At 34.3% G+C, this 18852-nt stretch carries 12 protein-coding genes; 8 read left to right on the top strand and 4 right to left on the bottom strand.

The window, feature by feature from the left end; all coding sequences use genetic code 11:
* The first annotated feature begins 39 nt into the window (after nucleotides 1-39).
* The 3 genes from IPZ78_RS06720 to nudK all read left to right on the top strand — a co-directional run bounded on the left by IPZ78_RS06720 (nucleotide 40) and on the right by nudK (nucleotide 2438).
* On the top strand, nucleotides 40-828 hold the full coding sequence (locus IPZ78_RS06720) for a Cof-type HAD-IIB family hydrolase (protein ID WP_225552228.1): 789 nt from the start codon (nucleotides 40-42) through the stop codon (nucleotides 826-828).
* Between the two features lie 365 nt (nucleotides 829-1193).
* Nucleotides 1194-1688, top strand: a complete 495-nt coding sequence (locus tag IPZ78_RS06715) for a YfbM family protein (protein ID WP_225552227.1) — start codon at nucleotides 1194-1196, stop codon at nucleotides 1686-1688.
* Between the two features lie 171 nt (nucleotides 1689-1859).
* Nucleotides 1860-2438, top strand: coding sequence for a GDP-mannose pyrophosphatase NudK (gene nudK / locus IPZ78_RS06710; protein WP_225552226.1), 579 nt, complete (start codon nucleotides 1860-1862; stop codon nucleotides 2436-2438).
* 153 nt (nucleotides 2439-2591) lie between these two features.
* Here the strand turns inward: nudK and IPZ78_RS06705 are convergent, their stop codons facing one another.
* Nucleotides 2592-4565 (bottom strand): hypothetical protein, encoded by a 1974-nt coding sequence (locus tag IPZ78_RS06705; RefSeq protein ID WP_225552225.1) that lies wholly within the window; start codon nucleotides 4563-4565, stop codon nucleotides 2592-2594.
* A gap of 12 nt (nucleotides 4566-4577) precedes the next feature.
* On the bottom strand, nucleotides 4578-4769 hold the full coding sequence (locus IPZ78_RS06700) for a hypothetical protein (protein ID WP_225552224.1): 192 nt from the start codon (nucleotides 4767-4769) through the stop codon (nucleotides 4578-4580).
* A gap of 404 nt (nucleotides 4770-5173) precedes the next feature.
* On the opposite strand from IPZ78_RS06700, the gene IPZ78_RS06695 reads away from it, so the two are divergent.
* Together IPZ78_RS06695 and katG are read left to right on the top strand one after the other, a co-directional pair.
* Complete coding sequence (locus IPZ78_RS06695; RefSeq protein ID WP_225552223.1) at nucleotides 5174-6937, top strand: sigma-70 RNA polymerase sigma factor region 4 domain-containing protein; 1764 nt, start codon at nucleotides 5174-5176, stop codon at nucleotides 6935-6937.
* Nucleotides 6938-7366: 429 nt separating this feature from the next.
* Nucleotides 7367-9625, top strand: a complete 2259-nt coding sequence (gene katG / locus IPZ78_RS06690; protein ID WP_317197569.1) for a catalase/peroxidase HPI — start codon at nucleotides 7367-7369, stop codon at nucleotides 9623-9625.
* Nucleotides 9626-9718: 93 nt separating this feature from the next.
* Here the strand turns inward: katG and IPZ78_RS06685 are convergent, their stop codons facing one another.
* Nucleotides 9719-10855: a hypothetical protein gene (locus IPZ78_RS06685; RefSeq protein ID WP_225552222.1), complete on the bottom strand. Its 1137-nt coding sequence runs from the start codon at nucleotides 10853-10855 to the stop codon at nucleotides 9719-9721.
* A 13-nt stretch (nucleotides 10856-10868) separates the two neighbouring features.
* Entirely contained in the window at nucleotides 10869-13460 is a 2592-nt protein-coding gene (locus IPZ78_RS06680; protein ID WP_225552221.1) for a TonB-dependent receptor, read from the bottom strand.
* Between the two features lie 473 nt (nucleotides 13461-13933).
* Between IPZ78_RS06680 and IPZ78_RS06675 the strand changes: the two genes are divergently transcribed.
* The 3 genes from IPZ78_RS06675 (at nucleotide 13934) to galK (ending at nucleotide 18849) form a co-directional block, all read left to right on the top strand.
* A complete protein-coding gene (locus IPZ78_RS06675; protein WP_225552220.1) occupies nucleotides 13934-16501 on the top strand; it encodes a TonB-dependent receptor in 2568 nt (855 codons plus the stop codon).
* A 149-nt stretch (nucleotides 16502-16650) separates the two neighbouring features.
* Nucleotides 16651-17688 (top strand): UDP-glucose--hexose-1-phosphate uridylyltransferase, encoded by a 1038-nt coding sequence (locus IPZ78_RS06670; protein ID WP_225552219.1) that lies wholly within the window; start codon nucleotides 16651-16653, stop codon nucleotides 17686-17688.
* A gap of 3 nt (nucleotides 17689-17691) precedes the next feature.
* Nucleotides 17692-18849, top strand: a complete 1158-nt coding sequence (galK, locus tag IPZ78_RS06665) for a galactokinase (RefSeq protein ID WP_225552218.1) — start codon at nucleotides 17692-17694, stop codon at nucleotides 18847-18849.
* Nucleotides 18850-18852 lie beyond the last annotated feature (3 nt).

The raw sequence follows: 18852 nt of genomic DNA, 5'->3' as shown, positions 1-18852 counted from the left end.
GAAGAATATCTTTTTACTTTTGATACACATTACAGATATATGCAACATCCAAACATTCAAGCCGTATTTTTCGATATCGATGGCACTTTACTTAGCTTTAAGACGCATGAAGTAGCCGCTTCAACAGAAGAAGCAATCGAACAATTACAAGCCAAAGGAATAAAAACAATCCTATCTACAGGCCGATCTATCAATAGTATTGATCATGTACGCTACCTCAACTTTGATGGCTATATTACATTCAATGGTGGATATTGCCTGACCAAAGAGGGTGAAATACTGTTCAAAAAAGCTATAGATTCACGAGATATCCAATCGATTTTGGATTATGCACAAGAAAATCCATTAAGTTTTTCGTTCATGTCCGAAAAGGAAGTTTCTATTCACGACGTCACACCGGAGATAGCTGGGATGTATGCACATTTAAATTTGCCAGTTCCGCCATTAGTTGATATAGAAAAAGTGGACACAAACTCCATCCTACAAACAAATATATTTTTAGGACCCGATGAAGAAAAAGAATTTATGGCTAAGGTAATGCCCAATTCATTAGCATCACGTTGGTCACCCCTTTTTGCCGATGTCAACCCCAAAGGACAAAGTAAACAAGTAGGTATAGATATATTCTGCGATTATTTTGGAATAGACTTAAGTAAGACAATGGCATTTGGTGATGGAGGAAATGATATAACCATGCTAAAGCATGTAGGTATTGGAGTAGCCATGGGTAATGCGAATCCGGAAGTAAAAGAAATTGCCGACTATATTACGGATGATGTGGATTCAGACGGCATTTGGAATGCATTAAAGCATTTTGAAATTTTATAAAACACACTCTTTACCTTCTCTTAAAACTGTTTATTTTATATAGGATCAGTTTGATCCTATATAAAATAAACAGTTTAGATGATCAAATTAAATCACTAATAATAAGTAAATTAAACTAATTTCAATTTATTACTGTTTGATTCTACGTTGTGCATTATTTATAAAGATGAAATATAAAATCTTATCCTATATAAAAAACACGCAAGATTTTTTTTGACAACATTCTTCATGCTAGCGGGATATTTTATTTCTTTTTCATAATTTAGTTAATAATAAAAGGTTAATAGTCTTTGGCTAGTTATCTATAATCTTTTCAAAAAAACGCACTAACAAAACCTAAAATATAAACTAGAAATATTTCATATATGAGTATGATTGGAAACTTACTTCGAGTAACAAAAAAGGAACTTGAAGATTATTTACAGAACAGTACATTATTAGAAGACATGATCTACGATGATGAAACTGAAAACGAAAATTTGGTTGACATTGATAAATCATGGGATGGAATAATATTTTTACTTACTGGAGAAGGTTTAGCAACCGCTGACCATAATCTTGTAAGAGTATTATTTAGTGGACAGCTGATTGACGAAGACCAAGATTTGGGATATGGACCAGCTCACTATTTGACACCTGAACTAGTTGCAGAATTAAATAATGAAATCTCTAAAATCACAATTGCCGAGCTTAAACAAAAATTTAATCCTGCAAAAATGACAGAATTAGAAATCTATCCGACAATTTGGGATGAAGGAGATGATGCTTTTGAATATATTGCAGATGGATTTTTAACGATGCAGAAAGTTTTTACAGATGCTACAAAAAATGGTGAAGCAATTATTACTTTTTTAAACTAGAAAAAAGTTACAGCTAGCATCTTATTGGTAATTCGTGGGGGTAATGAACATCTGAACTACTCTCCTATTTCATCCAGCAAAAAAATGGCTTTCAGCTATAGTTACTTTTGACTTCAATCTCAGACAGCAAGCCCCTACTTACTAAGATCAATTTAACATTACAACCAACAAATGATTGATAACATTAAAATTTTAGACACCGAAATTCTTTCTGACAATTGGTACGTATTAAGGAAAATAACTTATGAATACACCAAAAAAGATGGAACAAAACTGACTCAAAGTAGAGAGGCGTACGACAGAGGCAATGGAGCGACTATTTTACTTTACAATAAAAATCAAAAAACGGTAATTCTCACAAAACAATTTCGCCTTCCGACATTTGTTAATGGAAATGAAACAGGAATGTTGATTGAAACTTGTGCAGGTTTATTGAATAAAAACAACCCAGAAGATTGTATCAGACGGGAAACCAAAGAAGAAACAGGGTATAAAATTACCGAAGTTCGCAAAATATTTGAAGCATATATGTCCCCTGGCTCTGTGACTGAAATTTTATATTTTTTTATTGCAGAGTATGCCAAAGAAATGAAAGTCAGTGATGGTGGTGGTGTAGAACAGGAAGAGGAAAATATTGAAGTTTTAGAACTTGGTATTTCGGACGCTATGAAAATGATAGAAAATGGAGACATTAAAGATGGAAAAACAATAATGCTACTTCAATACATAAAACTTAACAATATACTTTAAAATTATGTTGATTCTTATCCAGGAGTAACATAAGACGGTCTATTATTAATAAAGAAATTAGAAATCTATATGGGTTCTATAAAATTATAGATGAGGATTATTCTACTAAAATAATCCTCATCTATATTGCAACTACTTACTCATAGTGGCTAACTATGGCTTTGCTACGCTATTCAACTTTAACTCAGTTTTTAAATAACTATTGTATAACGGATTAGCTAAAGCAGGTGTTCCTGTCCCCGGTGAAAATACTAAAGTATAATTATACTTTACACCTTGATAGGTAAGAATGATACTTGCCGTTGTAGTTTCTGGTTTTGTAAGGCCATCCGCCCAACTATTTCCTGAGCCATAATAACCTCCGCCACCTCCTTCTCCAAAAGGCATTCCATATGGATCTAAAGACAATACTAACCTAGCACCTGCTGTGAGTGTACCTGTTCCTGTTCTAGGAGTCGGATCTGCCGTTAGATTTGATGTTCCAGTGTATGAGTAGGTCCATGAATTTGTAGAATGCACATTTCGGAAATACAAATACCAAAATCTAGATTCCAATTGACCTGCATATCTTACGTCGGCACTAATAATTGCATTTTTTGCCAATCTAGGTCTCCAAGTCGTGCTATTGTAAGCATCTGTTGTCCCCCCCCATCTAGAGGCTAACGAAGGATATGCATCCAATGGTAATCCATTCTCAATGTAAGATCCAGTATTTACATGTGCTACAACAACTTCTTGTGAACAGGTTGATCGTGCGGGGTTGTTACAAGTAATAGTAAAATTTCTCACGCCGCCAACAATATACTGACCTGTTGGTACCAATTGAATCCATTGATCGCCTGCAACAGTAAAATTACCTTCTGCTTTATAAGACACTCCATCAACTGTATTTGTACTAATATTATAATAATGTCCGACAACTGCTCCAGTAACTCTTACTTTTATTTTGTGCGCAGCAGGAATAGACACACCAGCCATGACTATAGTATTAACATCTTCTATTGCTGTTTGTGAACAATCAATACCGTAGGTAGCCTCCCGAATAGTAAACTTCAAAACTGTAGTAGAGCCAATGACAGGTGTTACATCAAATTGACGAACAATATCAGGAGGAATTACTCCTATCGTAGGGCCAGATGTACTGTTAGCCATATTAAGTGCCGTCATTCTTATAATGATTGGCGAAATTGGGGCTGTATTCACGGTAAAATATTGATAGGTACGCCAAATATCATAGTTGGCAAAATCTGGCCTATGAAAATTTTGATTCCCTGTAGGAAAATAGGTATAATTATCAATAACACCTGTTCTCAAATTTAAATCTCCATATTGAAAATAAGTAGCTCCTAACAATCCTTGTGAGTTCGGTGTAGATGATCCATCCTGATTGATGAATGACCCCGTTAAACCTAAAATCATTAATGAATGTTGCTCTGCATTATATTCTGCATATACCTTTGCCAATTTTTGTTTCAATAAGGCATTCAATGGTGGAACTGGTCCACTTGTAGGAATGGTGACAGTACCATTTGCATACACTAACTCTTTTATATTATTAGATATTTTTTGAGGTGTTTGCATTTTAGGATCTGATACTCCCACTGATGCACTAGGAGGAAGAAAAGTAGTATTGTAGGAATAAATTGCCCATTCATAGGTTTGTCCACGACTAACTGGCATACCCAAAGAAGTTCCTGAGGTACCAGAAGATGTAGAGTGTACAACCCCATTTTGAAATAAAATTATTCGATAAGCGGTTCCTGCAGTCATTGGATAAGATGCAGCAATTAACTGTTTTCTTGAAAATTTACCAATGTTTTTTTCTGATGTAGAATTAGAATAGTTTTCATGCCCTATAGGGTACTGCTCTATAGATGTAGACATCGTTATTCCTTCAGAAATTTTTATCACCTCAGGATTAGCCCTATTTAAGCTGTCTTGATTAGGAGTTGAACGCAGACCTTCGTTGTTATTAGAAGCTGATTTTTGGACATTATAATTTTCTATTCCACTTACATTAACCATTAATACATCCTCATTCAAAAACGGAGCATCCCCCATCTCTTTTGCACAGCTTGAAAGGTACAAAACAGCAAATAATATAAGTATTTTAACAATTGATCTCATAGAATTTTAAATTTAAAACCACACATCTTCGTTGTCCCCTGTTCCTGCATTCCAGTCTTCTATAGTTGGGGTATATGGACTACCCGGTGAGCCCACCTCTAATACTACAACAGAAGAAGCGGCTATGCATTCCTCATGAACAATAAATTGTACCGAAATTTTTGGTTGTACGTAAGGTCGTTTTTGATCATTTATTCCTTCCATATCTATTTAGTTTAATTGATTTAACTTAACACCAGCATATATTAATTACAGCCAGTTATTTTTAACTCACGACAAAAGTAGATAGGCACTTATACTTAAGAGAATATTTGGTATTACATATCATGTACATAGCTAATTCACGTGTGTACAATCTGTGTACAAAAACATACAAAACATTGTTAATCAGATTATTATAATAAAAAATAGATTTTAACGATACTATGATAGACTATTATATTGAAGAATATTAAGCGACCAGCTATTCTGAATGATATGTACTTCACATCGAATTCAAGATAGATGGACCAATTAAATAATAATCGCAATCGAGAATTAAATTAATATTTTTTTAAAACTTTAAATTATATTGATATATTGTATTTCGATAATACATCTACTAACCTATGAAAACTATTTACCTACAAATGAAATCACTTGGTGTTCTTGTCTTATTTCTGCTTTTATTTTTCAATGCTAAATCACAAAGCGATAATGACATTGATCAACAGAATGTATATAATTATTTATATAGCTATGCATTTGATGATTCAAAGAAAATTATCCATGATAGCTTCTTAAGATCGCCTAATGATTCAAAGAAAGTTATTGGATTCGTATTACTCTCTAGGTATTATCATATACAGAAAAATGATGCTGAACAATTAAAATCACTCAAGATCGCTAAACAGCTGGCTGAAAGAACAGGTAGCGAAATTGATCAAGCATATGTAGAATTAGGTTTTTGCTTTATATACCTAAAAGCAAAGAACTACAAACAATATATAAAATCCTTTAATTACGCAACTACTGTTTTTAATAAAACAGCAAATAACAATTCGCTGTTAGCTATTCTACATAGTCAAAAAGCAGGTGCTGGTGAGTCAATTAAAGATAAAAATAGTAGTAAACAAGATTATATATTGGCTAATCAATTCGCTATAAAATCTAAGGTGCCCTACTACATATTTATAACATATAATAATTTGGGAAATTATTATATGCATGAATATAAAACTCAAAAAATTGATTCAAAATCAGATACTTCTGAATATTATTTCAACAAATCCTATCAAACAATTTCAACTATCAAAAATGCCGGATTGGCAGACTTAGCGAAATGTCTAAATTATGTTAATGTAGGGACACAATTCTTTAATGGCAAAAATATTAATATTGACAGCGCAATATATTTGCAACAAGAGGCATTGAAAATCATTAACAATAATCCAAAATTAAAGATTTACGAATCTGCGGCATACATAAATACTGGCGTTGGTTATGAACTGAAAAAAGATTTTAAAAATGCTAAAGAAAGCTATCTGAAGGCTATATCCAAATTAAACAAAAGTAATTCGAATGATTATAATCACTACGAATTACTTCGGAATTTATCGCATATATACAAAGAAGAGGGAGAACTCGATAAAGCGTATGGATCCTTATATCAGTCCTACATGATATTCAGAGATATTAATTCTGGAAAGAATGAAAAGAACTTCCAATTAATCCAATCCCTATATGAAAATCAAATTAAAGAAAATGAAATTCTTCAACTTAATGAAAAAACTCAATTATTAAACAAGCAAAACATATTATTTTTAGTGATATTATTGGTGACTAGCACTTTGATTGTTGTCTTAGTCTATCTTTTGAGATTAAACAAGAAGGTAGGTAGGCAAAAATCAAAATTATTACAAAAAGAAAAAATACGTCTAGTTAATGAGAGCACCATACTAAAATTACAACATGAAAAAACACAAAGAGATGCGCTGGCTATATCTTTAAAATTAGATAATAAAAACTCTGTATTGAAAAGTTTAAATGATGATTTGCAGAAGAATAAACTTACCTCAATAGAAAAAATTCTAAAAGAAGATAAACATAACGACGAAAACTATAAACAAACCCAAAATATACACGAAAATATTCATCCTAAATTTTTTCAAAAATTAAATGAATTATCTAAACAAAAATTAACAAGTCTTGACTTAAAATATGCCTCCTTTATTTACCTAAATATGGACAATCAAGATATTGCAAATATTTTAAAAATTGATATTAACACTGTGAGAGTTACCAAATATCGATTAAAAATAAAATTAGGATTATCAAAAAACGAAGATCTATCAGATTTTATACAACAGGTGTCGGTAGATACATCCAAGTAAGACATTACACGATTCCATGAACTATATTACATGTAACTTGTTTAATTATTCCTAAACAAACCAATTATTTTACCAAAATGAGAATGACAAAAATTAAGATCGAAAGATTATCAACATACAATCTTTGTATGGAGAAAAATGAAACCACACAAAGATAAGCTATCTCTTATCACCTTAATCTTTATTTATTACTTTATGTAACACAACCTTTCAAATTCTTTCTACTTAACTAATGAAACAATAAAAGAATATTCATCACAATGATAATAGCATATTCTAAACAACAATATAAACAAAAACTAACTGAAATGTGATTTATATAGATTTTATTTATATATAATAAACTTATATTATTTTATAACTCAATCCATTCTACGTAAATTTATGTCAAATCACAATGAAATATTAATAATATATAAATAATATAATATGGAAAACACTTCTGGAGACATCTCAAAATGCCCATTTCATAATGGTTCAATGAAACCAACAAACAATGCGGCTGGTCGTGGTACTCAAAATAAAGACTGGTGGCCAAATCAGTTAAATTTAAACATATTAAAACAGCACTCTGAAAAAATCAACCCGATGGGTGAAGATTTTAATTATGCTGAAGCATTCAAATCGTTAGATTTAGAAGCATTGAAAGCTGATTTAAAAGCATTGATGACTGATTCTCAAGACTGGTGGCCTGCAGATTTTGGTCATTATGGACCATTATTTATCCGTATGGCTTGGCACAGTGCAGGTACCTATCGCGTACAAGATGGTCGTGGTGGTGCTGGCGAAGGTCAACAACGCTTTGCTCCATTAAACTCTTGGCCTGATAACGTTTCTTTAGATAAAGCACGCCGTTTATTATGGCCTATTAAACAAAAATATGGTCGTAAAATCTCTTGGGCGGATTTAATGATTTTAACAGGTAATGTTGCCTTAGAATCTATGGGATTCAAAACTTTAGGTTTCGCAGGTGGTCGTGCTGACGTGTGGGAGCCAAACCAAGATGTATACTGGGGTTCTGAAACAACATGGTTAGCGGGTGATGAGCGTTACGGTAAAGGTGGTTCTTCTGGTGTAGCAGGTGATGATGTAATCATTGCTGAAGATACAAACAGCGAAAAACATAAATCACGTGATTTAGAAAATCCGTTGGCAGCCGTTCAAATGGGATTGATCTATGTTAACCCAGAAGGTCCAGACGGCAATCCTGATCCTTTAGCTTCAGCAAGAGATATTCGTGACACGTTTGCTCGTATGGCAATGAATGATGAAGAAACATTGGCATTAATCGCTGGTGGTCACACATTCGGTAAAACGCATGGTGCAGCTTCTGCTGATAACGTAGGCGCAGATATTGAAGCTTCTGATCTAGAAGCTCAAGGTTTCGGATGGCATAATTCATATGGCACAGGTAAAGGTGGCGACACAATTACTTCGGGTCTTGAGGTAACTTGGACTTCTAAACCGACAGAATGGTCTAACTTATTCTTATCCTATTTATTCGGTTTCGAATGGGAATTGACAAAATCTCCTGCTGGTGCACACCAATGGGTAGCAAAAGATGTTGGTGAAATCATACCTCATGCACATGATCCTAACAAAAGAATTCGTCCTACGATGTTAACTTCAGATTTAGCATTACGCTTTGATCCTGAATATGAAAAAATAGGTCGTCGTTTCTTAGAAAATCCTGCTGAATTCGAAGAGGCATTCCGTAAAGCATGGTTTAAATTAACGCACCGTGATATGGGACCTCGTGAAAGATATTTAGGTGCTGATGTTCCTACGCAAGAATTCGTATGGCAAGACCCAATCCCTAAAATAGATCATGAATTAATCAACGATGCGGATATCGCTACTTTAAAACAAGAAATTTTAGGTTTAGGTTTAACAGTTTCTGAATTAGTTGGTACAGCTTGGGCTTCTGCTTCTACATTCCGTGGTTCAGATAAACGTGGTGGTGCAAATGGTGCACGTGTTCGCTTAGAGCCTATGAAAAATTGGGAAGTAAACACCCCTGTTCAGTTAGCTAAAGTATTAAACGCTTACGAAGGTCTAAAATCACGTTTCGGAAAACAGGTTTCTATTGCAGATTTAATCGTATTAGGTGGTGCTGCAGGTATTGAAAAAGCAGCTAAAGATGCTGGAAAAGATATTACAGTTCCATTCACAGCAGGTCGTGCTGATGCAAGTCAAGAGCAAACTGATGCTGATTCAATCAAATGGTTAGAGCCACAAGCTGATGGCTTCCGCAACTATCGTAAGTCAGGGAATTGGGGTGTATCTACAGAAGAATTGTTAATTGATAAAGCGCATTTATTGACATTAAATATTCCTGAATTGACTGTGTTATTAGGTGGTTTACGTTCTATCAACATCAACTATGACGGTTCTAAACACGGTATCCTAACAGATCGTCCTGGACAATTAACGAATGATTTCTTCGTGAATTTATTAGATATGGCTACAGAGTGGAAAGCTATGGACCATTCTAAACAAGTTTATTTAGGATCTGATCGCAAAACAGGTCAAGCACGTTGGACTGGTACACGTAACGATTTAGTATTCGGATCAAACTCTGAATTACGTTCAGTAGCTGAGGTTTACGCGGCTTCTGACGCTACAGATAAATTCTACAAAGATTTCGTAGCTGCATGGAACAAAGTAATGAATGCAGATCGTTTCTAATATCAAATCATAAAGTTCCTTTTAATGTAAAAGCCCTCACAACTAAAAGTTGTGAGGGCTTTTTATGATTTATTCTTATAAGAAATTGAAAAATTAATCTAGTTTTTCAACATAATTACCATCTTCACCCAATTCCAACCAAATTGTCGCAGTAGAATTAGGATTAAAAGTTCTATATGTCAATAAATAGCGTTGTCCAACTGCAGAATTAGGGAATTTAGCTTTCGTAAACTTAGTCAAAGCACTCAAAAGCATAGCTCTGCTTGTAAATAATTTTAAATCAAAATTACCATACTGTGCAATACTCGCTTTCGCGGCTGCATCATCTACATATTTAGAAACTTCATTTCTATGCTCATCCGCAGTGATTGTATATTTAATGGTATTATCTGCCAACCATACACCTTTTGTTACCGCAAATTGCATCAATGCTTTATCCGAACCACTATTTACAACCCATTGACCTCCTTGATATTTCATCAGAGCGACCGTTGGATTTATATTTGAGCTACTTAATCTCAAAATATAAATCACAGGTAAAGTGTAGCCTTCAGTTAAAATATATGGATATTTAGCTTTCATAAAAACTGGCAAATATAACTCTGCAGTTTCTTTTACACTAAAGTTTGCAAAGCCCTGTTGCATAGCTGTATAATCAGCGGCTAACAATTCGTAGCTCACATACCAATTTCCATTCAAGTAAATAACACTTGATGTAGTTTCAGTATTAGTCGCTGACCAAATATATGTGATTTTCACCCAATCACCTTGCTTCGGTGTTTTGTGAAAATACTTCACTCCGGCTAAAATTTGGGCTTCTGAATTAAAGTTTTTGAATCTCGTACCTCCAGTCACAGCAACATATGTTGCATCGTCAGCTTTGTAAGGATAAATCGTCGATAATTTCAAATTGCGATTTCCCAAATTGTAAGTCACTTTAGCTGTAGATTTTTCTCCCAAATATTGAAACTTCTTGGACAAAATAACAGGAATTAAAACTTTTGCAGAATCTTCACTATTAAAATATTGATTTGCAAAAGGAGTGCTCGCATTTTCTACACCTCTTAATAAATCATATTCTGATTTAGTCATTTCAAATTCTAAATCCTGAATACCAGATTTATCGATTGCATTTTGATCCAATTCTGTATAAATATCTTTCATTGGATCACAACTTTGAAATAAAGTTCCGAAAGACAAGGCTAATGCTATATAAAGTATTTTTTTCATTGTCATTTAATTTTTAGAAGTTAATTTTTAAACCAGTCGTCCAAGTTCTTCCTACACCATAATACACTTGCGTGTTTGAAGAATTACTAATCAATCTTGAAGAAGAAGCAGACTCAGGACTAAATATCGCATAACCATCAGAAATATACTCCGTATCCAACAGATTATTAACATTCGCGAATAAAGAAGTTTTCAAACCTGCAATTTTCAATTTTAAAACCGCATTTACACCCAACAATGAATAATTTGGTACCTTCCATACTTCCATGTTTTCTTGAATAAGCGTTGTAGGATTAAAATCTGAATGAAAATTAGCGAAATAATTATAATCAATGCCTAATTTCAAACTCTCAAATACGTCATAATTAACGCCAAGAAACATAGAAGTTTGAGGTGAATCACCAACTTTGATATCCTTCATGTAGATAGGTCCTACCGGTTGTCCTACTGGATTTTGAGCTTCGTCAAAAATTTGTAATTGCGGTAAATTATTTGTCCATTTCCAGTCTCCAACAGAAACCATACCTTTAATATTTAAGGCATTCGTAGGTCTATAATTGAAATCTAACTCAATACCTTTGTGCAAAGCATCAACTCCTAGGAAATTACCAAAATAGTTTATTCCATCATTTTGGAATGAACGGGTAAAGGACTTATCCTTCCAAGCTGTGTGATATGCATTAATATTAGCTGAAAAAGTTGACGTTCTAAATCCGTAACCTAATTCATAACTCATTATTTTCTCTCTTTCTGCTGCCTCATTTACCGTATTTGAATTGTTCATGAATACTGCATTAAAGAATGGTGCTTTCTCAAAATATCCGATGTTAGCAAATACATTGTGGTTTGTATTGATGTTATAATTCGCACCACCTTTCACTTGATAACCAAGTGTATTTACGACTTCAGATTTTTGCTTAGTGTCAGAATCTAAAAATTTAAAATAATCAATACGTTGGTAAGAGGAGTTCGATCCAGATAATGTCACAAAAGTTGACAATGGTCCATGGCTATACTCTCCTTGTAAAAATGCGCCTCCCCAGCCAATGACACCATCATTATCAAAAGAAACTCTATCACCTACTGTTGCTCTATTGTACGGGTTATTCAAGTCCGAATTATCCGCTACATATTTAGCACCTAGTAAATTTGACACCGTTTGATAGTGCTTACCTCTATAGTAACGTCCATCTATACCTGCAAGTATGTCAAATCTATCATTGACTTTCTTAGTATAAGTACTCAAAACACCATACCATTGATGATCGTTTACTGAAGTTCTTAAATAACCTAATGCACTACCATCTGGGTTAGCTATATTTTGTTGAACAATTGCATCGATATCAATTGGTGAATAAGCGCCATTCGTTCTAAAAGTATTAAAATCTAAACTTCCAGCATCTATAGTACTACCACCAGTAGCTATAGAAGCATAAGCTGAGGTAGATAAAGATGATGTTGAATTAATGGTCCAATTGTGATTTAATGAAATTTGAGGCTTGTGATACTCATTTTGACTTATAGTTTGATACTCACCATTCAAAACACCCCAGTTAGCATTATATTTCAACCCTTGTGGCGCATCTCTGTACTCTTGAATTGTCAATCGATCAAAGCGCTGAGAGTGATTTTGCGGAGCACCGAATGCAGTTAATGCTAATGTATGAGCTTCATTGATCTTTTTTGAAACATTAAAAAAGTAATTATACGCTTCAAATTTACCACCTTCCATCCAACCATTTCCTGTATTTTTAGAACCTAAAACAGAGAAAGCCCATCCGTTATCCATCAAGCCAGAAGAATATGAAAAAGAAGTTTTATTATATCCATCATTACCAAACCCCTGATATAAGTGCCCACCTTTAGTAGCATCAATAGTTTTTGTAGCAATGTTAATTGTACCTCCAATAGATGGTACTGCTACTTTTGAGGCACCCAAACCACGTTGTACCTGCATAAAACGAGTAACTTCAGATAGACCAGCCCAATTAGACCAATATATCTTTCCATTCTCCATACCATTTACAGGAACTCCATTAATCATAACTGCGACATTTTCACTTTGGAATCCTCTTAAGTTCAATCTAGAATCACCAAAGCCACCTCCCGCTCTAGTAGCATATACACCTGGAGTAGAATTAAGTAATTCAGGAAACTCTTGGCTACCCAATTTCTCTTCGATTAGAGAAGCGTTGATTGTAGATACAGCTACTGGAGTCTTTCTATCAATAGCCATACTATTGAATCTCACAAAAACCTCCGATATAGAAGTCATATTTGACTCTAATTCAATTACATTAAATTTTGACCTTTCGCCATCTTTTAAAGATATCTCCTTTTCATTATAGCTTAAATAATTTACAACCAGAATGATTTGTTGAGCAGTTGTGTTCAATACAAATTTCCCGTCAGTATTGGTTATCGTTGATGTAGCGGTTCCTTTAATTGAGACAGTAGCTCCAATAATAGACTCACGTGTAATTGCATCAATCACCTGTCCTTTTACAGAAACTTGCGCCATACTTACATTACTAATTAGTAAGAACAACAAACAAATCGTAAAGGATTTTAATTCATGAATGCCTTTAAGTAGATTTCTTTTCATATTTGCTTTTAAATAATTTTAATACAAAAATAAGAAGAGATTTAACACTTTTTAACTCTTAACAAAAGCTTAATACATATTTTTCTATCTCATACAATACTTAATTACAAATAGATAATATTTTTCAATTATATTTCCTATTTGACTGCTTTTGCTAATATTTTTTACAAATTTCATAAAGTGTAATTATACTTTTATATTTCTAACTAAAAAAGTAACAAAGAAATTACACGAATAACATTCCTTCATATCCATCCCCCCCTAGTAAATCTCCAAAACCTCATTTAAGAATCTGAATAGCCAAATTAAAACTTTTAAAAAATAGTTACACAAGAAACCAATGTCGCTATAGAATAAAAAAAAGTCCTATCAAAATAAAACAAAAAACACGAAATAATCAACAATTAACAATATTTTACACTTTTAAAAAAATAAGTTACCTTTGCAACCAATTTAACATTTATCTCAAAAAGATGAACAAAAAATCTACCCTCTTGTATGCCTCTGTGGCATTCATGCTTACTAGTAATGTTGCATTAGCCCAACAAGTAATCACTGGTAAAGTAACTGATGGCAAGCAGCCTGTAGCTGGCGCCACAATTTTAGTAGCTGGAAGTAAAGAAGGCACATCTACTGATGCTAACGGAAACTTCACCCTGACTACCAACCAATCTAACGGCCAACTTCAAATCAAATTCATCGGCCACCAAACGCAACAAATTAATTTCTCTTCAACAGCTCCAATTGGTACAGTAATATTGACACCTACTGATGAGCAATCCTTAGATGAAGTTGTAGTTGTAGGTAGAGGAATCATTGATATTGCAGAGGATCGCTTGACTCCTATCGCTGTATCAACAATTACAAGACAAATAATTGAAGAAAAAGTTGGTGGACAAGATATCACAGCAGCTTTAGTGAACACACCTTCAGTTTATGTAACTAGTCAAGCACGAGGTTTTGGTGAATCATCAATGACTACACGTGGTTTTGATCAATCCAATACAGCGTTTTTATTAAACGGTCAGCCAATTAACGGCATGGACAATGGACGTGTATACTGGTCTAACTGGAATGGTTTGTCAGATGTAGCTTCTTTGGTTCAAATTCAACGCGGTCTTGGTTCATCAAAATTGGCTATTTCATCTGTAGGTGGTACAATTAACTTTGTAACAAAATCTACTGAAATGCAAGAAGGAGGATTCTTCAAACGTACAGTTGGTAATGATATGTTGCGTAAATCCACAATCGCCTACAACACAGGATTGATGGCTAATGGATTTGCAGTATCAGCGATGTTCACAGACTGGAGAGGTGATGGATACATGAACAAAACAGGTGGAGCAGGTCAAAACTACTTTTTATCAGTTGGATACAAAGTAAATGACAACCACAATCTAAACTTTATGGTAACTGGTGCGCCTCAGTGGCACAATCAAGGTTTCACATCAAGTTTACAAAACTTCCTAAATAACGGTAGAAAATTCAACGGCAACGTAACTGTAATCAATGGAGAGGAAATAAACCCACGCAAAAATTTCTACCACAAACCTGTAGCAAATTTAAACTGGGATTGGAAGATTTCGGATAAATCAGCTTTATCAACTGTTGCTTACGCTTCGATGGCACGCGGTGGTGGTCAATCTCCACGTACTGATGCGACAACGGCTAAAGTTCCTTACTTAGCGGCTGATATGAACAATCACCAATGGTTTGGTATTGTTTCAAACTACAACCGTGATTTAACAGAAAATTTAAGCTTCAACTTAGGTTTTGATTTACGTGATTATAAAGGTACGCACTATAGACAAATTACTGATTTATTAGGTGCACCGAGCATTACTCATCAAATTAGAATGTTAGATCCTATATCAAGAACTAACTATGAGACTTCAAACGAATTTACAACTAACCCTTGGAAAACTTGGACTAACTCTGCTAAATCTAAAGAAGATCGTTTAGCTTGGGAGTATGATCAAACTATCCGTTATGGTGGTTTATTCGGTCAAATGGAGTATGCCAAAGACGGTTTTACAGCGTTTGTACAGGGATCGATCTCTCAACAACAAAATATTCGTGAGGATTATTACCAATATGAAGAAGGTAAGCAAAAATCAAAAACGGTTAACAACTTCGGATACAATGCAAAAGGTGGATTGAGCTATACTTTAGCTGGACACACTTTATTTGGTAATGCAGGATATTATTCACGTCAACCATACCAAAATAACATCTTCATGAACTATGCAAATGATGTTAATCCATATGCATTCAATGAAGAGATCTTGGGTCTAGAATTAGGCTACAAATTTGCTTCGAGGTATTTTGATGTAAACTTAAATGCATACCGTACCACTTGGGCTAACCGTGTAACAAGTAGCTCATATATTGCTTCTCAATTAGATATCACTGATAATAATTACAATCCTGACTTAGTAGCTGTCGGTGATTTGATATACCAAACGAATTACGGCGTTAAACAAGATCACCAAGGTTTAGAATTGGATTTTGCAGCTCGCGTATTCACTGGTTTCACATTGAAAGGTTTCGCTTCTTTGGGTGATTGGAAATACGATGGTAATGCAATTACAATTTCAAGAAATGAAGACCGTCAGGTTTTAGGAACTACAGATAGAGATCTTACCGGCGTAAAAGTTGGTGACGCTGCACAAACGGCTTTCGGTGGTGGTTTCAGGTATTCAATTATCAAAGATTTATCTATTGATGCAGATTACAGATTCTACGACAGATTACATGGTGCGCTACCTGCTGAAGCTAAAAATGGCTCTAATACTTTACGATTACCTTCTTACGACATCGTAGATGCAGGTATCTCTTATAAAGTTGCTATTAGTCCTAAAAACACGATGAGTTTCCGTGTTAATGTAAACAACTTATTTGATGAGTTTTACATTTCTGAAGCTACTTCATATAGAACTGCTGGAGCTAATGATACTGTATGGAAAGGTGTAAACACATCTAACAACGTATTAATGGGCTGGGGACGTACTTGGACTGGTTCAGTGAAATTTACATTCTAAGAAATATCACACACTAGATATTTATCTCAATAAGGGGCTTCCAGTAAAAAGGAAGCCCCTTTTGTTTGCTTTGTTATTGTCAAATCAATTGGACTAAGGTAAAGAAATCATTTTTTTTACTAAATTGGCTCCCCAATAAACTTAATCACATGTTAGACCTTAATCAACCCCATCACCGTATTAATATACTCACTGGTGAAAAAGTATTAGTTTCACCTCATCGAAACAACCGACCCTGGCAAGGTAAGGTAGAAGAAATAGCAAATGACGATCGACCTCAATACGATCCGACTTGTTACTTATGCCCTACAAATAAAAGAGCTGATGGAACGATCAATCCCGATTATAAAGACACTTATGTCTTCACCAATGATTTTTCAGCAATTCTTGAAAATACAGAGGAGGGCGAGTATAACAATGTAGATTTATTACAAGCAACAGCAGAACGTGGTATCTGCAAAGTTATCACCTTCTCCCCTAGACATGATTTGACCTTACCAGAAATGGATGTTCCATCAATCTTAAAAGTTATCGATCTTTGGCAAAACGAATTCGAGGAACTATCCAAGAAAGATTGGATTAAATATATCCAAATATTTGAAAATAAAGGTGCAATAATGGGCTGTAGCAACCCTCATCCGCATGGTCAAATCTGGTCACAGAGCTCTTTACCCAATGAAATTTTGATAGAAACAGCTAGGCAAAAAGAGTATTTTGCTAAAAATAGTGTTTCGCTCCTTAAAGCTTATTTGGATTTAGAATTGAGTCTGAAAGAAAGAATCATCATCGACAACGCACATTTTGTGGCACTTGTACCTTACTGGGCTACTTGGCCATTCGAAACCATCGTGATTAGCAAAAGACATATTCAAAATATCACAGAATTCACACCTGACGAAAAAGAAGATCTAGCAAAGACATTGCAAGAATTAACTATTCGATATGACAACATTTTTAGCACTTCTTTTCCATACTCCGCAGGTATGCACCAAGCTCCTGTTAATGATGGTATACATCCTGAGTGGCATTGGCATATGCACTTCTATCCTCCTTTATTACGATCAGCTTCTGTTAAGAAATTTATGGTAGGCTATGAGATGTTAGGTGGACCGCAACGAGACATAACTCCTGAAACAGCGGCAGAAATTATAAAGAAACAAAGCACAATACATTATAAACAAGCATAAATTATGAGTTTAGCAGAAGTTATAAAAGAAACTTTTAATCAAGTCTTTAACAAAGATCCCGAAGTTATAGTAAAATCACCTGGAAGAATTAATGTAATTGGCGAACATACCGATTACAACAATGGATTTGTGCTTCCCGCAGCAATTGACAAAAGTGTGTATATAGGAATTGCAAAACGTAATGACGATCAAATCGTATTACATTCTATAGATTATAACGAGAGCTACCAAACAGATGTAGCATCATTAGCTTTTGGTCCAGAACTATGGACAAATTATATATTAGGAGTCACGCGCATACTTCGACAAAGAACAGACGCAGTCAAAGGTTATAACCTTGTAGTTGTAGGCGATGTTCCATTAGGATCCGGTCTATCATCATCCGCAGCTTTGACATGTGCAACTTCATTCTCATTAAGTAAATTATTTGATTTGAATTTGAGCAAATTAGAAATTGCTCAAATTGGACAACAAACTGAGCATGAAGCAGTAGGTGTTCGTTGTGGTATCATGGATCAATTTGCTTCTGTTTTTGGACAAGACAATAGCCTAATTAAATTAGACTGTCGAAGCTTAGAATATGAATACATTCCAATAGAATTGGATGGCTATGAAATTTTACTATTAAATACGAATGTAAAACATAGTTTAGCATCTTCTGCATACAACAAGCGTCGCGAATCATGCGAAGCCGCTGTCGCGCTGGTAAAAGAAAAATACACTGAAGTAGAATCCCTACGTGATGTCACATTAGACCAATTGGATGAATTAGTAAAACCAGTGAATGCGGAATATTACCAAAAAGCAAAATTTGTAGTTGAGGAAAATGAACGTCTATTAAAAGCTACTCAAGCGTTAAAATCAAATGATATCAAAACTTTAGGAAAATTACTATACGATGCGCATTGGGCATTGAGTAAAGAATATGAAGTAAGTTGTGAAGAATTAGACTTTTTGGTCTCTACCGTTTCGACATATCCTGAAGTCGCTGGAGCACGTATGATGGGAGGCGGATTTGGAGGCTGTACTATAAATATTATCAAAAACGGAAAATCAAATGATGTTATAAATAAATTAAGTGATTTGTATTTTAATAAATTTAGTTTAAATTTAAAACCGATTACAGTTTCAATCTCGAATGGGACACATGAAATTCTATAATCA

This window comes from Sphingobacterium bovistauri (assembly GCF_020295405.1).
Lineage (GTDB): Bacteria > Bacteroidota > Bacteroidia > Sphingobacteriales > Sphingobacteriaceae > Sphingobacterium > Sphingobacterium bovistauri.
The sequence above is the reverse complement of the archived record's forward strand: the minus strand, read 5'-3'. Positions and strand labels throughout refer to the sequence as shown.